The sequence below is a fragment of the Mesorhizobium sp. M0563 genome (assembly GCF_040321065.1).
GTDB lineage: Bacteria > Pseudomonadota > Alphaproteobacteria > Rhizobiales > Rhizobiaceae > Mesorhizobium.
The window spans coordinates 1-15,849 of record NZ_JAMYQV010000010.1; the positions used below are offsets into that span (position 1 = coordinate 1).

Consider the following 15,849-nt stretch of genomic DNA (forward strand, 5'->3'; position numbering starts at 1 on the left):
CACCGTGCCATGGCCGCTCGCCCTTCAGAGCAAGCGCCGTTCTCTCTCCAAAACTTTTTGCAGAACCTTCAGGACACTATCGGCCGGAACCGGACTGTCAGCTTTCAAGATGACTGGACAAGATAGCCGGCCCTTGCGTCCAGCCCCGTCTGACCGCTGTGCGCCAGAAGCGACCTTTCGGACCACTGGGGCTAATGGACGACCTCCTGGCTTTGGCCGGGCGGGCTCGTCAGGGCGCCGCGATAGGTGTACAATTTTAGCCATGTTGGGTCCGGGGCCGGATGATGATCGTCCCTCCATTGAACCGGAAACTGCTGGCGATCCTTGCAGCGGATATGGTCGGCTATTCAACGGCGATCGAAATTGACGAAGCTGGCACCATCGGACGCCTGACAGCTATCCGGGCCGACGTAACCGATACGGCGATCGCTCTGCACCAGGGTCGAATTGTCAAACTATTAGGAGATGGCGCACTTGTCGTCTTCGACAGCGTGGTCGATGCGGTAATCTGCGCAGCCGAAATTCAAAAAGCTGTGGCCGTTCGCAATGGTGGACTGCCGGAGCATGAGCGGATTGTGTTCCGCATCGGGATAAATCTTGGCGATGTGGCGCTCGTGGATGGCGATGTGTATGGCGACGGCGTCAATATCGCCGCTCGGTTGCAGCAACTCGCTGACCCGGGCGGCGTGATCGTATCGGGCACGGCCTTTGACCATCTGCAGGGCAAGCTTGATTGGCCCCTCGATTTCGCTGGCGAGCAGCAAGTCAAGAATATCAATCGCCCCGTGCGGATGTACCGGCTGAGGCTCGATGGCAAGCCGGCGCGCCGCCCGCTTCTCGGAATGATGCCGCGCTGGGCCAGGACGGCTGCGGCGGCCATCGTGGTGCTGGCTCTGGCGGGTGGAGGGACATGGTGGGTCTTTCAGCCTGCGCCACTGGGGGCCAAGCCGTCGATCGCGGTGCTGCCCTTCAATAATTATGGCGGCGACGAGGCCACCGGGCGTTTGGCCGATGGCCTCACCGAAGACATCATCACCGATCTCGCGCAGTTTCCCGAACTCGACGTCGTGGCACGCAATTCGACGCAAGCGTACAAAGGCAAGTCGCTGGATGTCCGCCAGGTCGCGAGTGCGCTCGACGTCGGCTATGTGCTGGAAGGCTCGATCCAGCGCCTGGGCGGTCGGCTGCGGATCACCGCGCAGCTGATCGATGCAAAAACCGGCAACCATCTGTGGTCGGAGCGATGGGACCGGCCTGCTGAAGACGTATTCGCCGTTCAAACCGAGATCGCCGAGCAGGTCACCAACCGCCTCGGCAACGGCGTGGGGCTGATTCAAGGCGCGGGGCGGGCTGCAGCGAAGCGTAAACGGCCGGACAACTTGACTGTCTATGATTACTACCTGCTCGGAACCGAAAGGATTGAAAAGATTACCGTAGCGGATGAGGAGGAGGCCATCAGGCTGCTCAACCTCGCTGTCGAGCTGGACCCGGGGTTCGCCCGCGCCTGGGTGGAACTTTATCATGCTCATAACATATTGGCTGGCTTCGGTATCAATCCCGAGAGCGAGATCAAGGCGGCTGCCGATGTAGCCGAACGCGCGGTGCGGCTCGATCCGAGCGACGCCGAGGCGCACGCCGTTTTTGGCATGAGCCTCAAAGACAAGGGCGACAACGCCCGCGCCAAGGTCGAGCTGGACACGGCCCTCCGCCTCGCTCCGGGTTCGGCCGAAATCCTGACATTCTATTCCGGCTTTGCGGCAGGCTTCGACGAACCCGAACGCGGCGCTCAGTTGGTCGACCAAGTTATACGGCTCGACCCGAATTACCCGATGTGGGCAACTGCTTTCTACTCCACTGCCTATTTTATGGCTGGTCGCTATGAGGACGCCTTGAAGATGCTGGAGCGCAAGACGCCCGATAACTACGGCAAAGGGGGTTGGGTGGTGCGTAGCAGCTCCTTTGCGGCTCTGGGTCGAATCGATGAGGCGAATGCTTCGGTCCGGGAAACCCTCAAACGGTATCCGGACCTGACCGTCGAGGGCATGGTCAATGAATTCAGCTTGAGCAAGACGGAGCGCGGTCGTTTCATCGAGACAATGCCGCTAGCCGGCTTCCCGGCGTGCGCCAAGACCGGGTCGCTGGCAAAACTCGCCAAACCTGTGCGGCTGCCGGAATGCGAGGCGGGGGAGGCGCAGCCTCTCGGGCAGCCATAGAACAAGCTCGGCGCAAAAGGGAGACGTGAGCCGCGAATCGCCCCGGCACTGGCGGGCGCTGTCGCCGAAGGTTGGAGGCGATGACACATATGGTTGTGACGCCGCGCGAGGCTCCCGCTAGCGAACGAAGAACTCAGGGTCAAACGCTCAAGTGAGTATCCCTACGGTGGAAGCCGGCTGAGCAAGTGATTTTCTGAGCAGTGGCGATTATGTCAGGAATGGGCCGACAACGGATCGGCCGCTTCGAGCCCGTGGATATCGAAAGCGGACATTCACGTCGATGTGGGCATGATCATCATCTGACCCTGAACAGACTGGGAGCGAGGTGCCAAAAGCTTCAACGCCGAAGAGCGATTTAGGTCAAATCAGACGATCCTCATTACGACATCGATGTTGCCCCGTGTCGCTTTGGAGTAAGGACAAATCTCGTGCGCTTCATCCACCAGAATTTGTACCACATCGCGCTCCAGACTCGGCACGGCAATATCCAGTTGGACGTTAAGAAAGTGGCCGTTTTCTCCGTAGTTCAGATTCACCTCGGCCTCGATGCTCATCCCTGCAGGCAGCGCGATTTTTCGTTCGTGGGCCGCAGATGCGATTGCGCTTGCGAAGCTGGCCGACCAGCCGGCCGCGAGCAACTGCTCCGGATTGGTGCCGATGCGCGCCGATCCAGGCGTCGATAGCCAGATGTCCAGAAGGCCGTCGGAACTGCGCGAGGCGCCATTTTCGCGACTGCCCGTGGTTGCGGTCCTGGCCGTATAGACAACCCTTGTGATGTGGCTCATGGGCATTCTTTGCTGGTAGCGGTAACCGCCGCTTCGGTGGTTGCCGCGAACTCGATCAGGCGTCGACTTCGACAACGGCATCGGCAAAGGCCTGCGGCGCTTCCTGGGGCAGGTTGTGCCCGATGCCGCCGGTGACGACCCGATGCGCGTATCTGCCCGGGAACATCGTGGCGTATACGCTGGCGTCCGGATGCGGCGCGCCATTGGCGTCGCCTTCGAGGGTGATCGTCGGCACGCCGATGACCGGTGCCTGCGCGAGTCGCTCCTCGAACGCGTCGTATTGCTGCTCGCCGGCGGCGAGTCCGAGCCGCCAGCGATAATTGTGGACCACAATGGCCACGTGATCGGGATTGTCGAAGGCTGCGGCGCTGCGCTCGAATGTGGCATCGTCGAAATTCCACCGCGGCGACGCGAGTTGCCAGATCAGCCTGGTGAAATCTCGTGTGTATTTCTCGTAGCCGGCGCGGCCGCGATCGGTGGCGAAGTAATATTGATACCACCATTGCAGCTCGGCCTTGGGTGGCAGCGGCAGCTTGCCGGCTTGCTGGTTGCCGATGAGGTAGCCGCTCACCGAGACCATCGCCTTGCAGCGTTCAGGCCATAGTGCGGCAATGATGTTCGCGGTGCGCGCGCCCCAGTCGCAGCCGCCAATCGTCGCCTTTTCGATGCCCAGTGCGTCCATCAGGGCGACAATGTCCGCGGCAATCGCTGACTGCTGACCGTTGCGCATCGTGTCGTCCAACAGGAATCGGGTCGTGCCGTATCCGCGCAGGTAGGGGACAATCACGCGGTGGCCTTTCGCTGCCAGCAGAGGAGCGACATCGGCATAGGTGTGGATGTCATACGGCCAGCCATGTAGCAGGATGACGGGCGGGCCGTCGGTCCGTCCAAGTTCCGCATAGCCGACGCTCAGCACGCCGGCCTCGATTCGCTTCAAGGGCCCAAAGGACGCCGCAGGCTCTCCAGTCGTCTGTTGCGCTTGTGCCGGGCCGATCAGGCCGAACTGAGTGGCGGCGACAGCCATCGCGGCGGCGCCAAAGAACCGACGGCGATCTTGGTCGATTTCATGGGGGATATTGAGCGAATGCATTTGGGAACCTCTATCCTTGCGCGGGCGATCAGCCGAACGTGAATGCAAAGACCTCCACGCCTGAGTCGAGAAACTCGATCTCGAACTGGCGATCGACGATGGGTTTCGATTGTCGGATCAGTTGGTACAGGCGCTGCTCTGTCACTGCGCCTTCGCCCATTTCATTGACGTCGATGCCGTGAGCCGTGCCTGGCGGCTGCCCGTCGATCAGCACGCGAAATCTCACAGACGTTCCCGGCGCTGCCGGACCCATGACCAGATGAAGGTCGCGCGCGTGAAAACGGTACGCGATGCGGGCATCGGACTTGTTCAGTACGGCGGTTTCTTTCCTTACCGTCCAACTGCCAGACAGCCCCCACTCATTCAGGCGTAGTCGCGCCGGCACGTCGTAGATGTGCGGCGCGTCCAAGACCGCTTCACCGCCGGAGGCAAAATTCTGGGTGCGTTCGTAGCCGAGATAATTTTCCGGAGACTTGAGGGTCTCCCAATCGGCCGCGGCTTCGATGCCGCGGGCATCCACCGACACAGGCTCACGGTCGAATCCGCCGGCGCCAGCCTCAGTCAGCAATTCCTGGATGACCATTTCCGACTGTTGGTATGAGCCCTCGCCAAAGTGGTGATACCGGACGCGTCCCCGCGAATCGACGAAATAGAGTGCCGGCCAGTACTGGTTGCTGAAAGCCCGCCATATGAGATGGTCGTTGTCGACGGCGATCGGGTAATCGATCCCCAGGTCTTTCACCGCCCGGTGCACGTTGTTCAGGTCTTTTTCGAACGAGAACTCCGGCGCGTGGATTCCGATCACCACCAAACCATGCTTCCGGTATTTCTCGTCCCAGGCCTGAACGTAGGGAAGCGTGCGCAGCCAGTTGATGCAGGTGTAGGTCCAGAAATCGATGAGGACGACCTTGCCATGCAAAGCCGACGCCGTCAGCGGCGGCGAATTTATCCACTCGTGCGCCACGCCAAGCGAAGCAAGCTCGGATTGACCCTCGAACTGGTCGGAGGAAAGTCCGTGAAGGAACGGAACCCTCATCGGTGCGGAGGCTATCGGCTGAGCCACATTCGTGTCTCCCAGAAAACTGGCAATCGGAGCCCGATTGCCATTGCGAGCGCCACGGCGACGAGCAGCTTAATTGCTTTCATCGACGACGCCTTTTCAGTTTCGATCGATATCGCCGCGCAGACGGTTCAGCGGCGCGCTGCGCGCTGAGTCCTTCAGAGCGGAAGCTCTTTGCCGGCCTGCTCAGCCACCATGTATTCCGCGTACCAGTCCGGCCAGTTCTCATCGCGCTGGCCGCCGTTGCGCTTCTCGTGCTCGCCGTGGGCCTCCGACGCGCGTCGCAGCGCGGCAACAAGATCCGCTCCGGAAGCGTAGGTCGTGGTGTCGATCCGGCCGGGAAAGCGGGTGGTGATTTCCTGCAGCAGCCATTCGTTGCCGTCCGGGTCCTTGAACGTCGCGAACGAGGAGTAGCTGCGCCGCTCGGGATCGCGCCCCTTGACCGCCGGCTTGCCGGGACCTGTGCGGTGAAACGCCTCGCTGACCTCGGCGCCGTGGCCAATGAGCTCGGCGCGCGCCGCCTCGATGTCCGACACGACAAGATAAAGTCCGCTTGCCGAGCCTGGCGCCGCCGTCGTGATCCCCGTGCCGAAGTGGATCGAGGCAGGCGAGCCCGGAGGTGTGAACTGCACACCCCGGAACGTATCGCCGACGACGAAATCGCCGTCGAGCCGCCAGCCCAGGCCGCTATAAAAGCTCTTGGCGCGATCGACGTCCGAGACGGGGATGACCACGACCTCGAGCTTCATGTCGAGCGCCTGCTTTTTGAGGGTCCCGGTCGCAGTTTCGCGCTTTTCGTCACTGGGCGTTTTCATGGTTTGAGACATTTGTCGTTCCTTTCGAGTGAGGTGGTTATTTGGTTTGCCGCAGCGGCCTGAACGCGGCGCGCAACTCGGCAGAAAAGAGCTCCGGCTGCTCCCACGCGGCGAAGTGGCCGCCTTTGTCGACCTCATGGAAGTAGATCAGGTTGGGGTAGGCGCGCCGGGCCCAGGTCTCGGGGGCCCGATAGCCTTCCCCCGGAAAGACCGTGATGGCCACCGGCAGCGAGACTTCGCTGGTCTTTTCAGGGCCGGCAAAAACGGGACTGCGCCCGCCGCCGTACTCCCAGTAAATTCGCCCGGACGAGGTGGCGGTGTCCGTCAGCCAGTACAGCGTGATATCGTCCAGCACCTCGTCAGGCGACTTTTCGGGGTCGCTTTTGTCGTAGGTCCAGCCCGAAAAGCCCGGATGCCCGAGCATCCAAGCGGCGAGCCCTGCGGGGGAGTCATTGATGGCGTAACCGATCGTCTGGGGCCGGGTGCCCATCATCGTGGCGTAGGATCTGTTCCCCATCTTGGCGGCCATGCTGAGCGCATCGAACGCCGCGCGCTCCTTGTCCATGAGCCCCGCCGGCGCCGGTCCGCCGGCGGCGAGCACCGCGGCAATCTCTGGCGGTACGACAGCCGGCAGGTTGACATGAATGCCGAGCAGGCCTGCCGGGGCCAGACGTCCCATTGCATTCGAAACGGGAGAGCCCCAGTCGCCGCCCTGGGCGACGTAATCTGTGTAGCCAAGGCGCTTCATCAGCTCTGCCCAGGCTCGTGCAATGCGGTCTGTACCCCAGCCAGTATCTGTGGGTTTGCCGGAGAAGCCGAAACCCGGCAACGACGGCAGTACGAGGTCGAACGCGTCTTCCGGGCTACCGCCATGCGCCGTGGGATCGGTGAGCGGGCCGACGGTCTTGAGCAGTTCCAGCACCGAGCCGGGCCAGCCATGCGTCATGATCAGCGGCAGGGCATTGGGATGTTTCGAGCGAACGTGAATGAAGTGGATGTCCACGCCGTCGATCGTGGTCATGAACTGGGGCAGGGAATTCAGCTTCGCTTCCGCTGTCCGCCAGTCGTAGGCCGTGCCCCAATACTCGACGAGCGGCCTGATCTTCGCGAGCTGTATGCCCTGCGACTGGTCATCGACCGTCTCCCGGTCGGGCCACCGTGTCTGCGCAATGCGACTGCGAAGATCATCGAGCGGCGCTTGCGGCACATAGACTTTGAAGGGCCGGATCGAGCGATCCTCGACCGGGTTGGCGGAGGCGGGCGCGGAAAGGATGCAAAGCCCGAATGCCAGCACGGCCGCCAGTTGGTCGAGCCTCATGGCTGCACCTTCTTGTCCGGAGTGTGGAACGTCACCGTTTGTTTGGTGAAGACTTTGCCTTCTGGATCCACCACCTCGATCAGCACCATGTGCTGGCCGCTTGGCATGCCCACCAAGATGATGGTGTTGCTCTGACCGTAGTCCGCCCACGCCCAAGGCAGGTCGTCGACGGTGACGTGCAGATGCCCGACCCGCGGAGACACGTTGCGCGCGACCGCCCCGCCCACAGGCAGGATGCGCAAGTTCTCCACCCGGTACGGGATGAACACGACGCCGCCGGCCAGCGGACCCGGAAGCGGCGGCTCCACGATCAGCTTGGGTGCGGGCTCGTTGTCGATGGGAACGACCGTGCTCTGGGCAAACGCGCCCGTGGCGAGCACGGTGCAAGCCGCGAGTGCGGCGAGCGTCTTGATGAGGGGGTTCATTGCAGTCGCTCCCTTCGGAGGTTCGCTACGCAGCTATCGCTGGGCGGAAGATGACGCGCGTCCGGCGCGCCATCCCCCGCCAACACGTCATGTCTGCAACGTCTTGAATGTTGCGCGCACCTCATCGGTGAAACTCTTCGGCTGCTCCCAGGCGGCGAAATGGCAGCCCTTGTCCGTGCGGCCATAGTGCAGAAGCTTCGGGAACGCGCGTTCGGTCCAACTCTTCGGTGCGGTGTAGATTTCACTGGGGTTCGCAGTCGCACCGACGGGAATGGTGATGCCCTTGGCGTCGAAGAAGCCGGCCTTCGCCGTTTGCGTATGTTCCCAATAGAGACGTGCCGACGAGATCGCCGTGTTCGTCAGCCAGTAGAACGTGATGTTGTCGAGGATGTCGTCGCGGGTAAGGCCCTCCGGCTCTCCATCGAAGGAGCGGGCGATCAGCGCATAACTGTCCGCATCGTGATCGAGGATCCACGCCGCCAGGCCGGCCGGTGAATCGACGATCCCGTAGAGCGTTTGCGGACGAAGAGCCATCTCGTTGGCGTAGCCCAGGCCGTTTTGGTAGAAGAACGCTACCTGCTCGTAGGCACGCTTCTCGTCGGGGCCAAGATCAGCGGGGGGCGGACCGCCGGAGGCCAGCGCCTTCACGATCTCCGGCGGAATGGTCCCCGGCATATTCGTGTGGATGGCGACCAGCTCGGGAGGTGCGATCAGGGCCATCTGTTCCGTGATGAGTGCTCCCCAATCGCCGCCCTGCGCGACGTAGCGGTCGTAGCCAAGGCGTTTCATCAGCACGATCCACGCCCGCGCGGTGCGCCCGGGATCCCAACCGGTTTCGGTGGGCTTGCCGGAAAAGCCGTAGCCCGGCATCGACGGGATCACCACGTCGAACGCCTCCGCCTCCGTGCCTCCGTGCGCAGTGGGATTGGTGAACGGGTCGATGATCTTCAAAAGTTCGATGACCGAACCGGGCCAGCCGTGCGTGATGATGACAGGCAGGGCGCCCTGATGCTTAGACTTCACATGGATGAAGTGGATGTCGAGCCCATCGATCTCAGTGACGAAATTCGGCAGCGCCTTCAACTGCGCCTCGCACTTGCTCCAATCGTATTCCGTTCGCCAGTACTGCATGAGCTTCTGCATTGTGGCGAGTTGCACGCCCTGCGTTGGCCCTACAGTTGCTGGGGTCGACCAGATCCGCCGGGACGCCTCGTCGGAGACGAGTTCGCGCTCGGGCCAGCGCGTGGCGGCGATGCGCCGGCGCAGCTCATTGATCTCCTCCTGCGGGAAACTGACGGAGAAAGGGCGGATGGCATCGCTCGTGGATGCGGCGGCCAATTGCGACGGGAGCAGGCTTGCCGCGCCGGCGGCGGCGATGCCGGCCGCCGCAGTGCCCAAAAGTCGCCGGCGATCCTGGTCGATTGCTTCGGAGGTTCTGGTCGTGTCCATGGGTCTCTCCTGGGTTGATGGGTTTGCGATCTATCTACGTAGCTTGAACTACGCCCAGGAGGCGGGATTAGCCCGTTATGCGTCGTGAGCTTGTGTTAGCCGCTGCCAGCCTGCCGCTTTTTTGAGCAGATAGGAGGCGCCTAGACTGTGAGACTCCCTATGGTGCAGGAGCGCTCCTTGACTTAAACTGCGGCGCTGGGTGCAGGCGGCTCCAAAAGAAGACGCCATGACGAAAACGGGAATACAAGCCAAAGACAGATTGTCGTTTGGCCCTTTCCATTTTGCTGCGGGTGAAAGGCTCCTGACAAGAGAAGGCGCTCCCGTAGAGTTGGGTTCGCGCGCCATCGACATTCTCATAGTCCTGACCTCTGCACCGAATGAAGTCGTCAGCAAGAAAGATCTAATGTCGCGGGTTTGGCCGGATGTCGTCGTCGAGGAAGGCAGCCTGCGGTTCCACATGACCGGACTGCGCAGGGCGCTGGGCGATGGAAAGGATGGCGCGCGGTACATCGCGACGCTTCCGGGGCGGGGCTATTGCTTCGTTGCGCCGGTTTTGCGATTAAACAGCCCACGCGACGAAGCCCTATTCATTGCCGCTGAGTTTCCGCACGCGAATCTTCCAAACCGCTTGAGCCGGATGGTCGGACGGGACGAGGATGTTCTTAAGCTGTCGGTGCAGCTGAATGCTTCGCGGTTCGTCACCATCGTTGGCGCCGGTGGCGTCGGCAAAACCACCGTCGCGATCGCAGTCGGGCATCACCTGATCGAAGCATTTTCAGGGGCGGTCTTGTTCGTCGATCTGGGAATGATCGGCGATCCCGGTCTGGTGACGACAGCCGTCGCCTCGATGCTTGGACTAACGGTTCAAACAGAGGATGCGACGCCCAACCTGATCGCTTACTTGCGCAACAAGCGGATTCTGTTGATCCTCGATACCTGTGAGCATCTCGTGGATGCGGTGGCGCCTCTGGCCTCGAGCATCGTCGATGCGGCGTCACAGGTCTACATCCTGGCGACGAGCCGCGAGGCGCTTCGGGTCGAGGGCGAACATATCTGCCGGTTGGATGCGCTTGCGTTTCCGCCCGACGAACCGGGGCTAACGGCGGCCATCGTCCAGACATTCCCGGCCACCCAGCTGTTCGTCGAGCGAGCGGTGGCAGGTGGCGCTCGTTTGGACATCGGCGACGCCGAGGCCTTGATCATCGCAAGCATCTGCCGAAAGCTTGACGGGGTGGCGCTCTCGATCGAACTGGCGGCCAGACGTGTCGAATCCTATGGGCTGCAGCAGACAGCCGCGCTTCTCGATCAACGCCTGACACTGCTGTGGCTCGGTTCACGGACAGCGCCGCCGCGTCAGCAGACCTTGCAGGCGACACTAGACTGGAGCTTTGGGCTCCTGACCGACGTTGAGCGCGTGGTGCTTCGCAGGCTCGCTGTATTCGTCGGTCATTTCACGCTCGATGCCGCCCTGGAGGTCGTGACGAGCGCGACCCTCGACCGATCGACCGTCCTTGGCGCCATGGACAGTCTTGTCGGCAAATCGATCGTGGCGACGCGTCCGGTTGGAGCAATGATGCGCTACAGGCTCCTCGATACGACGCGCGCCTACGTTCTCGACATCCGGATCGATGACGCCGAGGCTGCCGATCTGGCAGTGCGCCACGCCGCCTACTATCGGAGATGGCTGGAGCAGACCGGGATCGAGTGGCCAAGCCTGGCGACCGGTGAGGAGCGGGCGCCCCACTTCGCCGCCATCAACAATGTCCGGGCTGCCCTGGAATGGTGCTTCGGCGACAGCGGAAACGCCAACATCGGCGTCGGACTCGCCAGCGCTGTCGCGCCGGTTTTCCTGGCAATGTCCTTGTTGCCGGAGTGTCATCGCTGGTCTGAAAGAGCAATATTCGCTTTCGACGATGCCGCCCTTGGCGGACTTGACGAGATGCATCTTCAGGCAGCCCTCGGCGTGTCCTTCATGTTCATGCGGGGAGGACGCGACAGGGCGCGCGTAGCTCTGGAGAGGAGCCTGGCGATCGCCGAGCAGCGCGGCGATCCGCTGGACCGGGTGCGTCTGTTGGGTTCGCTCAACATGTTCCATCTGCGGACGGGCAATTTCGCAACCGCCCTTGAGTTTGCAAGGCGTTGTTCAGCCACAGCCGCGACCTTGGACGACTCGGTCGTCAACGCGCTGGCACACTCGATCCTGGGCATCTCGCTCCACCTGCGAGGCGACCTCGCGGAGGCCCGCGCAGAGCTGGAGGCGGCGCTCGACCGTGGGCCGCGCTCCCAGCGGACCACGACGATCTATCTGGGCTTCGAAGGCAAAATCCTGGCCAGGGCCATCCTGGCGAGGAACCTTTGGCTACAAGGCCATCCGGACCAAGCCATGGCACACGCCCGACAGGCCGTCGAAGAGGCTGCCGCCATGGATCATTCTCTAACGTTGGCGATCGCGTTGATCTGGGCGATATCGGTCTTCCTGTGGACCGGTGACCTGAAGAGCGCCGAGGCGTACATAGATATGCTCATCGCCCGCGCGGAATCCCATTCCATGACTCCGTACCTGCTGGTCGGTCGGGGCTTCAAAAGCGAAGTCGCGATCCGTCACGGCGATGCAAAAAGCGGCGTCGAGGGCCTGCAGACATCTCTTCGGAAGCTCCACGCGGCGCCTTATGAATTGCTCACGACGCCGCTCAACCTCTCGCTAGTTAGGGGACTGTCCGCGATCGGTCAGGTTGATGAAGCCATTGCGTTGATCGACGAGTCGCTTGGTCAAGTCGAAAAGAACGGCGACCAGTTGTACCTCCCGGAGTTGCTACGGATGAAGGGAAGCCTCCTTCTCCAGTCGGAGCGCAACCGTGATGAAGCTGCCGCCTACCTCATGCAGGCACTGGAGTTGAGCCGAAGTCAGCGCGCACGGGCATGGGAGTTGCGAACCGCAATCGACATGGCGACGCTGATGGCCGGGCGCGGGGAGATCAACAGCGCTCGCGAGCTCTTGCAGTCGGTTGCGGCGTATTTTGTGGAGAGCCTGAATACGGCGGATGTCGGGGCTGCCGAACACCTGCTGGCGACACTGAGGTAGAGCCTCAATGCCACTTCTCCTAATGGTGTCGTCCCCTCTCGGCGCAATTTCGACGGTGGTGTGGGCACTATTAATGTCGGCTTCGGGAGGACAGGAGTGGCTGGCTGAATGACCGACATGCTGAAGGGTTTCGGGTGCCGTCAGGCGTACGAAAGTCTCTCATGCAGGAACCCGCGGGCCGCAGACGACGGCCTATGGGGATTTGTGTTTCGGAGCGTGCCTGGGTCTGTCGCGAACTTCCGCATAGGATGCGGTGGGCATGGCGTGGAAGCGGCTTCCGGGCCCGGTCGCAGAGCCTGGAGCGTTGATTCCGACGGGATTGGTGTGCGTGACGACCGGCTCGACGGCAATGTGCACATAACATCCCGTTGACCGTCGCCGGCGTGGCGCGGTCGTACGAGCAACTTGGTCATGCTGGGTCATGAGGTGTTCTCCCGGTTCGGCGCTCGTGAGGTCGTCGAGCAATCCGTCCTTGGCAAACACCTCATTCGGATCGCGGCCGGCAAGCAGTTGGTCCAGAAGTTCCTTCTCAATAGCCATGCGATGATTCTCTCCTTTCCATCATCATGGCCTCGCGCACAGAATTCCCGACAGTCCCCCGCGCATTGGTCAAGGACCGTACCGCCGCGCAGAACAGGCAGAAGAACCTGACCATCCCGCTTTTGAAGCGCCAGGCCGAGCAGCGGCTCAGGCAAATCACCACCCAGATCAATGCGATCGACGCCGAATGTCGTACGCTGGTCGCCCGCGAGCCAGATCTTGTCCGTCGCTTCGACATCCTCACTAGTATCCCAGGCCTTGGCGAAGTCACAGCCTTCGCCATCATCGCCGACATGCCGAAGTTGGGAACCCTTGCCAACAAGCAGGTCGCAAGCCTCGCCGGCCTCGCACCGGTCGATCGCCAGTCGGGGCAGTGGAAGGGCAAGTGCTTCATCCGGGGAGGAAGATCGTCGGTCAGGCAGGCGCTCTACATGCCAGCCCTCGTCGCGGTCCGTTTCAATCAGTCACTCAAGACAAAATACCAAGACCTCCGAGACGGCGGAAAACCTGCAAAACTCGCCTTAACCGCCATCATGAGAAAGCTCGTCGTTCTCGCTAACGCCCTCATCAGGGACGACCGGAAATGGTCGCCATCCCTTCCTTGACCAAGACGGATACTCTAGATGCATTCGACAGGCGTTTGACCGACGAAAGCTTAAGCCCCCAAGATGCCGCGGCCTATGTCAAGTGCTGCGAGGCGAGTATGATCGACGCGTTGGTGCCAGGCTTCTGAATGATAATCACGACGATGGTAGTCATTCTCGACGATACAAGAGTTGCTGCCACTTATTCGGACAGGAGCTACCGGTTCGATTGAACCGGTAGCGGTGAACGGAAGGGGCACAAACACCCTTCGGCCGCGATTTCGCCAATAGCAATACCGCAGAAACGTGCCACTTTGGCGGACGATCTGCGCCCTCCGAAGGCAGAAGTTACAGGTTCGAATCCTGTCGGGTGCAGCATTGCCGCAGTTCGCTTGCCGACAACTATTCCTGCTGGAATTGACAGGGCCAATCTTCAGGCCTCGTCAAGCCAGAAGGCAACTCGGTCCGGGCGTCTCCGCAAGCCATGTTGAGCTGCCACTGGGACAGACCCGCCGAATTGGAAAGATCGACACCCTCGATACGGGTCAGAAAGAAAAAGGCGCGGTCAAAGTCTATCGGCGCGGTGAACCTCGCTCCTCGGAAGTCCGCCCGTGCGAGATTGGCAAACGAGAAGCGGCTGCCGCTGATATCGGCGTCATGGAACTGCGCACGCCCCAGTTCTGCCTTTGTGAAATCAACATTGGTCAGATTGGCGTCCTGGAAATTCGAGCGCTGCATTTCCGCGCTCGCAAACACAGCGCCCTGCGCGTCCATACGGCTGAAGTCGGTCCTGTAGCCCTCGATTCTGTCGAACCGGGCGCCTTTGGCGGTCGAGTCGGCCAGGGAAGCACGCACAAGCGTTGCCTTCTCAAGATTTGCCGCAAGGAGATTGCTGTTCCTGAGGTCGGTCGAAGTGAAATCAACACCGAACAGGTTCGCCCCGCTCAGGTCCTGTCCTTCTAGGATGAGAAGCTTCTTGTCACACTCGTGCCAATTGACGCCAGGCGTCGCGGCTGCGTCGCAATTTTGAGCGGCAGCGGCGTTCTGCCAAGCAAACACAGTGCAAACCGCTAGAACCAAGCCGGATGTGCCGTAAGCTCTGGTTCGCCTCAAAGTCATTGTTGCTGGACCTCTGCTACTCGCCGACACTCACCCTTACCACATCTGCTGACACTCGAGCCACGGTGACCACCGCCGTCACAGTTGGCGCATTTCTCATATTCAAGCTTTGATGTTGATCAACAGATCAACCCGCGCGTAGGGCGCGATTTGCGAGCGCCTCCCCATATCGGCGGTCCAGCAGAGATTCATTTGTCACCGGCCAGGCGCATCATTCCGTAGGTATGCTTGACTAAGCCGAGGAGAGCGGTCGTTCAGGCTGGCGAAGTCGCGTGCCAAGATTGGCCTCCGCTCTGGACGCTTGTCTCGCTAATTGGGAGCCTGCTCGAGTGCAGACCGCCAACCGCCGGCGTCCGCTGCCGACAAGCGTGAATCCGCTTGGTTCCGCACCGGTCGGTACTTCCCGACGGCGAGGTTGACCCGGCACGGGGTGCTAGTCGCACTGACGGCATTGCTTGGCGACGCCGTTATCTTTCTAGGAAATGAGAGTGGTTCCATGCATCTGGCGGCATCAGTAGGGACTCCTGTCGTCGGCCTTTACGGCTTGACACCGCCGGACATTTGGGGGCCGCTCGGAGTTCCGCATCGGATCGTGGCGCCTCGGCTGCCCTGCCAATGCGCTGCTCCCAACTTGTGCAAGCCGAACAATCCCGGTGGCGTCTACTGTGTGCATCGCGTGCGAGTAGAGGAGGTCACCACAGCTACCCTCGACCTGATCGAGTTCGAAACGCTCAAATCAATACCGAATCGTTAAGCTCAGCTCAGCTAGTTCGTTGAAGCGGCGGACCTAACAACTGGCCGGATCGACGGCGAGCGGCCTAGGTCCATCAGATCAAAGCCGGGCCTCGATCCAGAACCGAGATATCGTAAACTACACTCTGCGTCTCATGAACGGCCAAGTCAGCAAAATACCCCTATTCACCCCCGCCGTCGGTTACTGCTCATCGCCTTGAGATAGCCTCTTGCGAGTCGACAATCGCCTCCCGCGCTATGACAAGGTCTTTCCGGGTGAGAGCATTGCATTCCCTCGCAAGCGCGATTCGAACCGTTATTGCGCGTTCATTTTCCGCAAGACGGCAGCGCGTTCCCGGATAACGAACATTCGATCCCAGCTAACGGCAATCGCATCCCACATAACGACAACGGATTTCCCTGTTAATTCACCGGCGGCCGCGAATATTCACGCAAATCTGGTCGATATTCCCTGACGCCTCGCGCAGGAAATCTCCCACTAAGTAGCTGACATCGCGACAAGATATTGATGTTCTGCCCGCCCAAAGCGCGCATTCGCACAAATACCCTGCTTTTTGCCTGTTAGCAGGAAATATCAAACGGAGACTGGTTCGCCACAGACCGGTCGGTTCACCAT

Annotated in this window: 13 protein-coding genes; 4 read left to right on the forward strand and 9 right to left on the reverse strand. The window is 61.2% G+C overall.

The annotated features are described in order from the left end of the window. Positions 1-284 precede the first annotated feature (284 nt). The gene (locus NKI50_RS14670; RefSeq protein ID WP_352717052.1) at positions 285-2,213 is read left to right on the forward strand and encodes an adenylate/guanylate cyclase domain-containing protein; all 1,929 of its coding nucleotides are present in this window, start codon (positions 285-287) and stop codon (positions 2,211-2,213) included. 365 nt (positions 2,214-2,578) lie between these two features. Here the strand turns inward: NKI50_RS14670 and NKI50_RS14675 are convergent, their stop codons facing one another. The 7 genes from NKI50_RS14675 to NKI50_RS14705 form a co-directional block, all read right to left on the reverse strand. After that, positions 2,579-2,998, reverse strand: coding sequence for an Ohr family peroxiredoxin (locus NKI50_RS14675; protein WP_352496626.1), 420 nt, complete (start codon positions 2,996-2,998; stop codon positions 2,579-2,581). Between the two features lie 55 nt (positions 2,999-3,053). After that, a complete protein-coding gene (locus NKI50_RS14680) occupies positions 3,054-4,088 on the reverse strand; it encodes an alpha/beta fold hydrolase (RefSeq protein WP_502900366.1) in 1,035 nt (344 codons plus the stop codon). Positions 4,089-4,116: 28 nt separating this feature from the next. Continuing rightward, a complete protein-coding gene (locus NKI50_RS14685; protein WP_352641817.1) occupies positions 4,117-5,151 on the reverse strand; it encodes a redoxin domain-containing protein in 1,035 nt (344 codons plus the stop codon). 155 nt (positions 5,152-5,306) lie between these two features. Continuing rightward, a complete protein-coding gene (locus NKI50_RS14690) occupies positions 5,307-5,963 on the reverse strand; it encodes a VOC family protein (RefSeq protein ID WP_502900367.1) in 657 nt (218 codons plus the stop codon). A gap of 37 nt (positions 5,964-6,000) precedes the next feature. Further along, positions 6,001-7,281: an epoxide hydrolase family protein gene (locus tag NKI50_RS14695; RefSeq protein ID WP_352641812.1), complete on the reverse strand. Its 1,281-nt coding sequence runs from the start codon at positions 7,279-7,281 to the stop codon at positions 6,001-6,003. Beyond that, positions 7,278-7,706 carry a DUF6130 family protein gene (locus tag NKI50_RS14700; RefSeq protein ID WP_352641810.1) on the reverse strand — a complete coding sequence of 143 codons (429 nt, stop codon included), beginning with the start codon at positions 7,704-7,706 and terminating at the stop codon, positions 7,278-7,280. The genes NKI50_RS14695 and NKI50_RS14700 overlap by 4 nt, the downstream gene beginning before the upstream one ends. Positions 7,707-7,793: 87 nt before the next feature. Beyond that, entirely contained in the window at positions 7,794-9,155 is a 1,362-nt protein-coding gene (locus NKI50_RS14705; RefSeq protein WP_352716993.1) for an epoxide hydrolase family protein, read from the reverse strand. A gap of 226 nt (positions 9,156-9,381) precedes the next feature. On the opposite strand from NKI50_RS14705, the gene NKI50_RS14710 reads away from it, so the two are divergent. Beyond that, positions 9,382-12,237, forward strand: coding sequence for an ATP-binding protein (locus tag NKI50_RS14710; RefSeq protein WP_352484985.1), 2,856 nt, complete (start codon positions 9,382-9,384; stop codon positions 12,235-12,237). A 192-nt stretch (positions 12,238-12,429) separates the two neighbouring features. Here NKI50_RS14710 and NKI50_RS14715 read toward each other — a convergent pair whose 3' ends face one another. Further along, entirely contained in the window at positions 12,430-12,777 is a 348-nt protein-coding gene (locus tag NKI50_RS14715; protein WP_352641826.1) for a hypothetical protein, read from the reverse strand. Positions 12,778-12,803: 26 nt separating this feature from the next. Between NKI50_RS14715 and NKI50_RS14720 the strand changes: the two genes are divergently transcribed. After that, the gene (locus tag NKI50_RS14720) at positions 12,804-13,382 is read left to right on the forward strand and encodes a transposase (RefSeq protein WP_352588404.1); all 579 of its coding nucleotides are present in this window, start codon (positions 12,804-12,806) and stop codon (positions 13,380-13,382) included. Positions 13,383-13,763: 381 nt separating this feature from the next. On the opposite strand, the gene NKI50_RS14725 is transcribed toward NKI50_RS14720, so the two are convergent. Then, positions 13,764-14,480 (reverse strand): pentapeptide repeat-containing protein, encoded by a 717-nt coding sequence (locus NKI50_RS14725; RefSeq protein WP_352716996.1) that lies wholly within the window; start codon positions 14,478-14,480, stop codon positions 13,764-13,766. A 430-nt stretch (positions 14,481-14,910) separates the two neighbouring features. Here NKI50_RS14725 and NKI50_RS14730 point away from each other — a divergent pair, with 430 nt between their 5' ends. After that, on the forward strand, positions 14,911-15,234 hold the full coding sequence (locus tag NKI50_RS14730) for a glycosyltransferase family 9 protein (protein WP_352480825.1): 324 nt from the start codon (positions 14,911-14,913) through the stop codon (positions 15,232-15,234). Positions 15,235-15,849 lie beyond the last annotated feature (615 nt).

What these genes read in the sequence shown, in the direction of transcription:
- NKI50_RS14700 (WP_352641810.1), bottom strand. Translation starts at nt 7,706, where the DNA reads ATGAACCCCCTCATCAAGACGCTCGCCGCACTCGCGGCTTGCACCGTG.
- NKI50_RS14720 (WP_352588404.1), top strand. Translation starts at nt 12,804, where the DNA reads ATGGCCTCGCGCACAGAATTCCCGACAGTCCCCCGCGCATTGGTCAAG.
- NKI50_RS14705 (WP_352716993.1), bottom strand. Translation starts at nt 9,155, where the DNA reads ATGGACACGACCAGAACCTCCGAAGCAATCGACCAGGATCGCCGGCGA.
- NKI50_RS14680 (WP_502900366.1), bottom strand. Translation starts at nt 4,088, where the DNA reads ATGCATTCGCTCAATATCCCCCATGAAATCGACCAAGATCGCCGTCGG.
- NKI50_RS14715 (WP_352641826.1), bottom strand. Translation starts at nt 12,777, where the DNA reads ATGGCTATTGAGAAGGAACTTCTGGACCAACTGCTTGCCGGCCGCGAT.
- NKI50_RS14690 (WP_502900367.1), bottom strand. Translation starts at nt 5,963, where the DNA reads ATGAAAACGCCCAGTGACGAAAAGCGCGAAACTGCGACCGGGACCCTC.
- NKI50_RS14710 (WP_352484985.1), top strand. Translation starts at nt 9,382, where the DNA reads ATGACGAAAACGGGAATACAAGCCAAAGACAGATTGTCGTTTGGCCCT.
- NKI50_RS14675 (WP_352496626.1), bottom strand. Translation starts at nt 2,998, where the DNA reads ATGAGCCACATCACAAGGGTTGTCTATACGGCCAGGACCGCAACCACG.
- NKI50_RS14725 (WP_352716996.1), bottom strand. Translation starts at nt 14,480, where the DNA reads ATGACTTTGAGGCGAACCAGAGCTTACGGCACATCCGGCTTGGTTCTA.
- NKI50_RS14670 (WP_352717052.1), top strand. Translation starts at nt 285, where the DNA reads ATGATCGTCCCTCCATTGAACCGGAAACTGCTGGCGATCCTTGCAGCG.
- NKI50_RS14695 (WP_352641812.1), bottom strand. Translation starts at nt 7,281, where the DNA reads ATGAGGCTCGACCAACTGGCGGCCGTGCTGGCATTCGGGCTTTGCATC.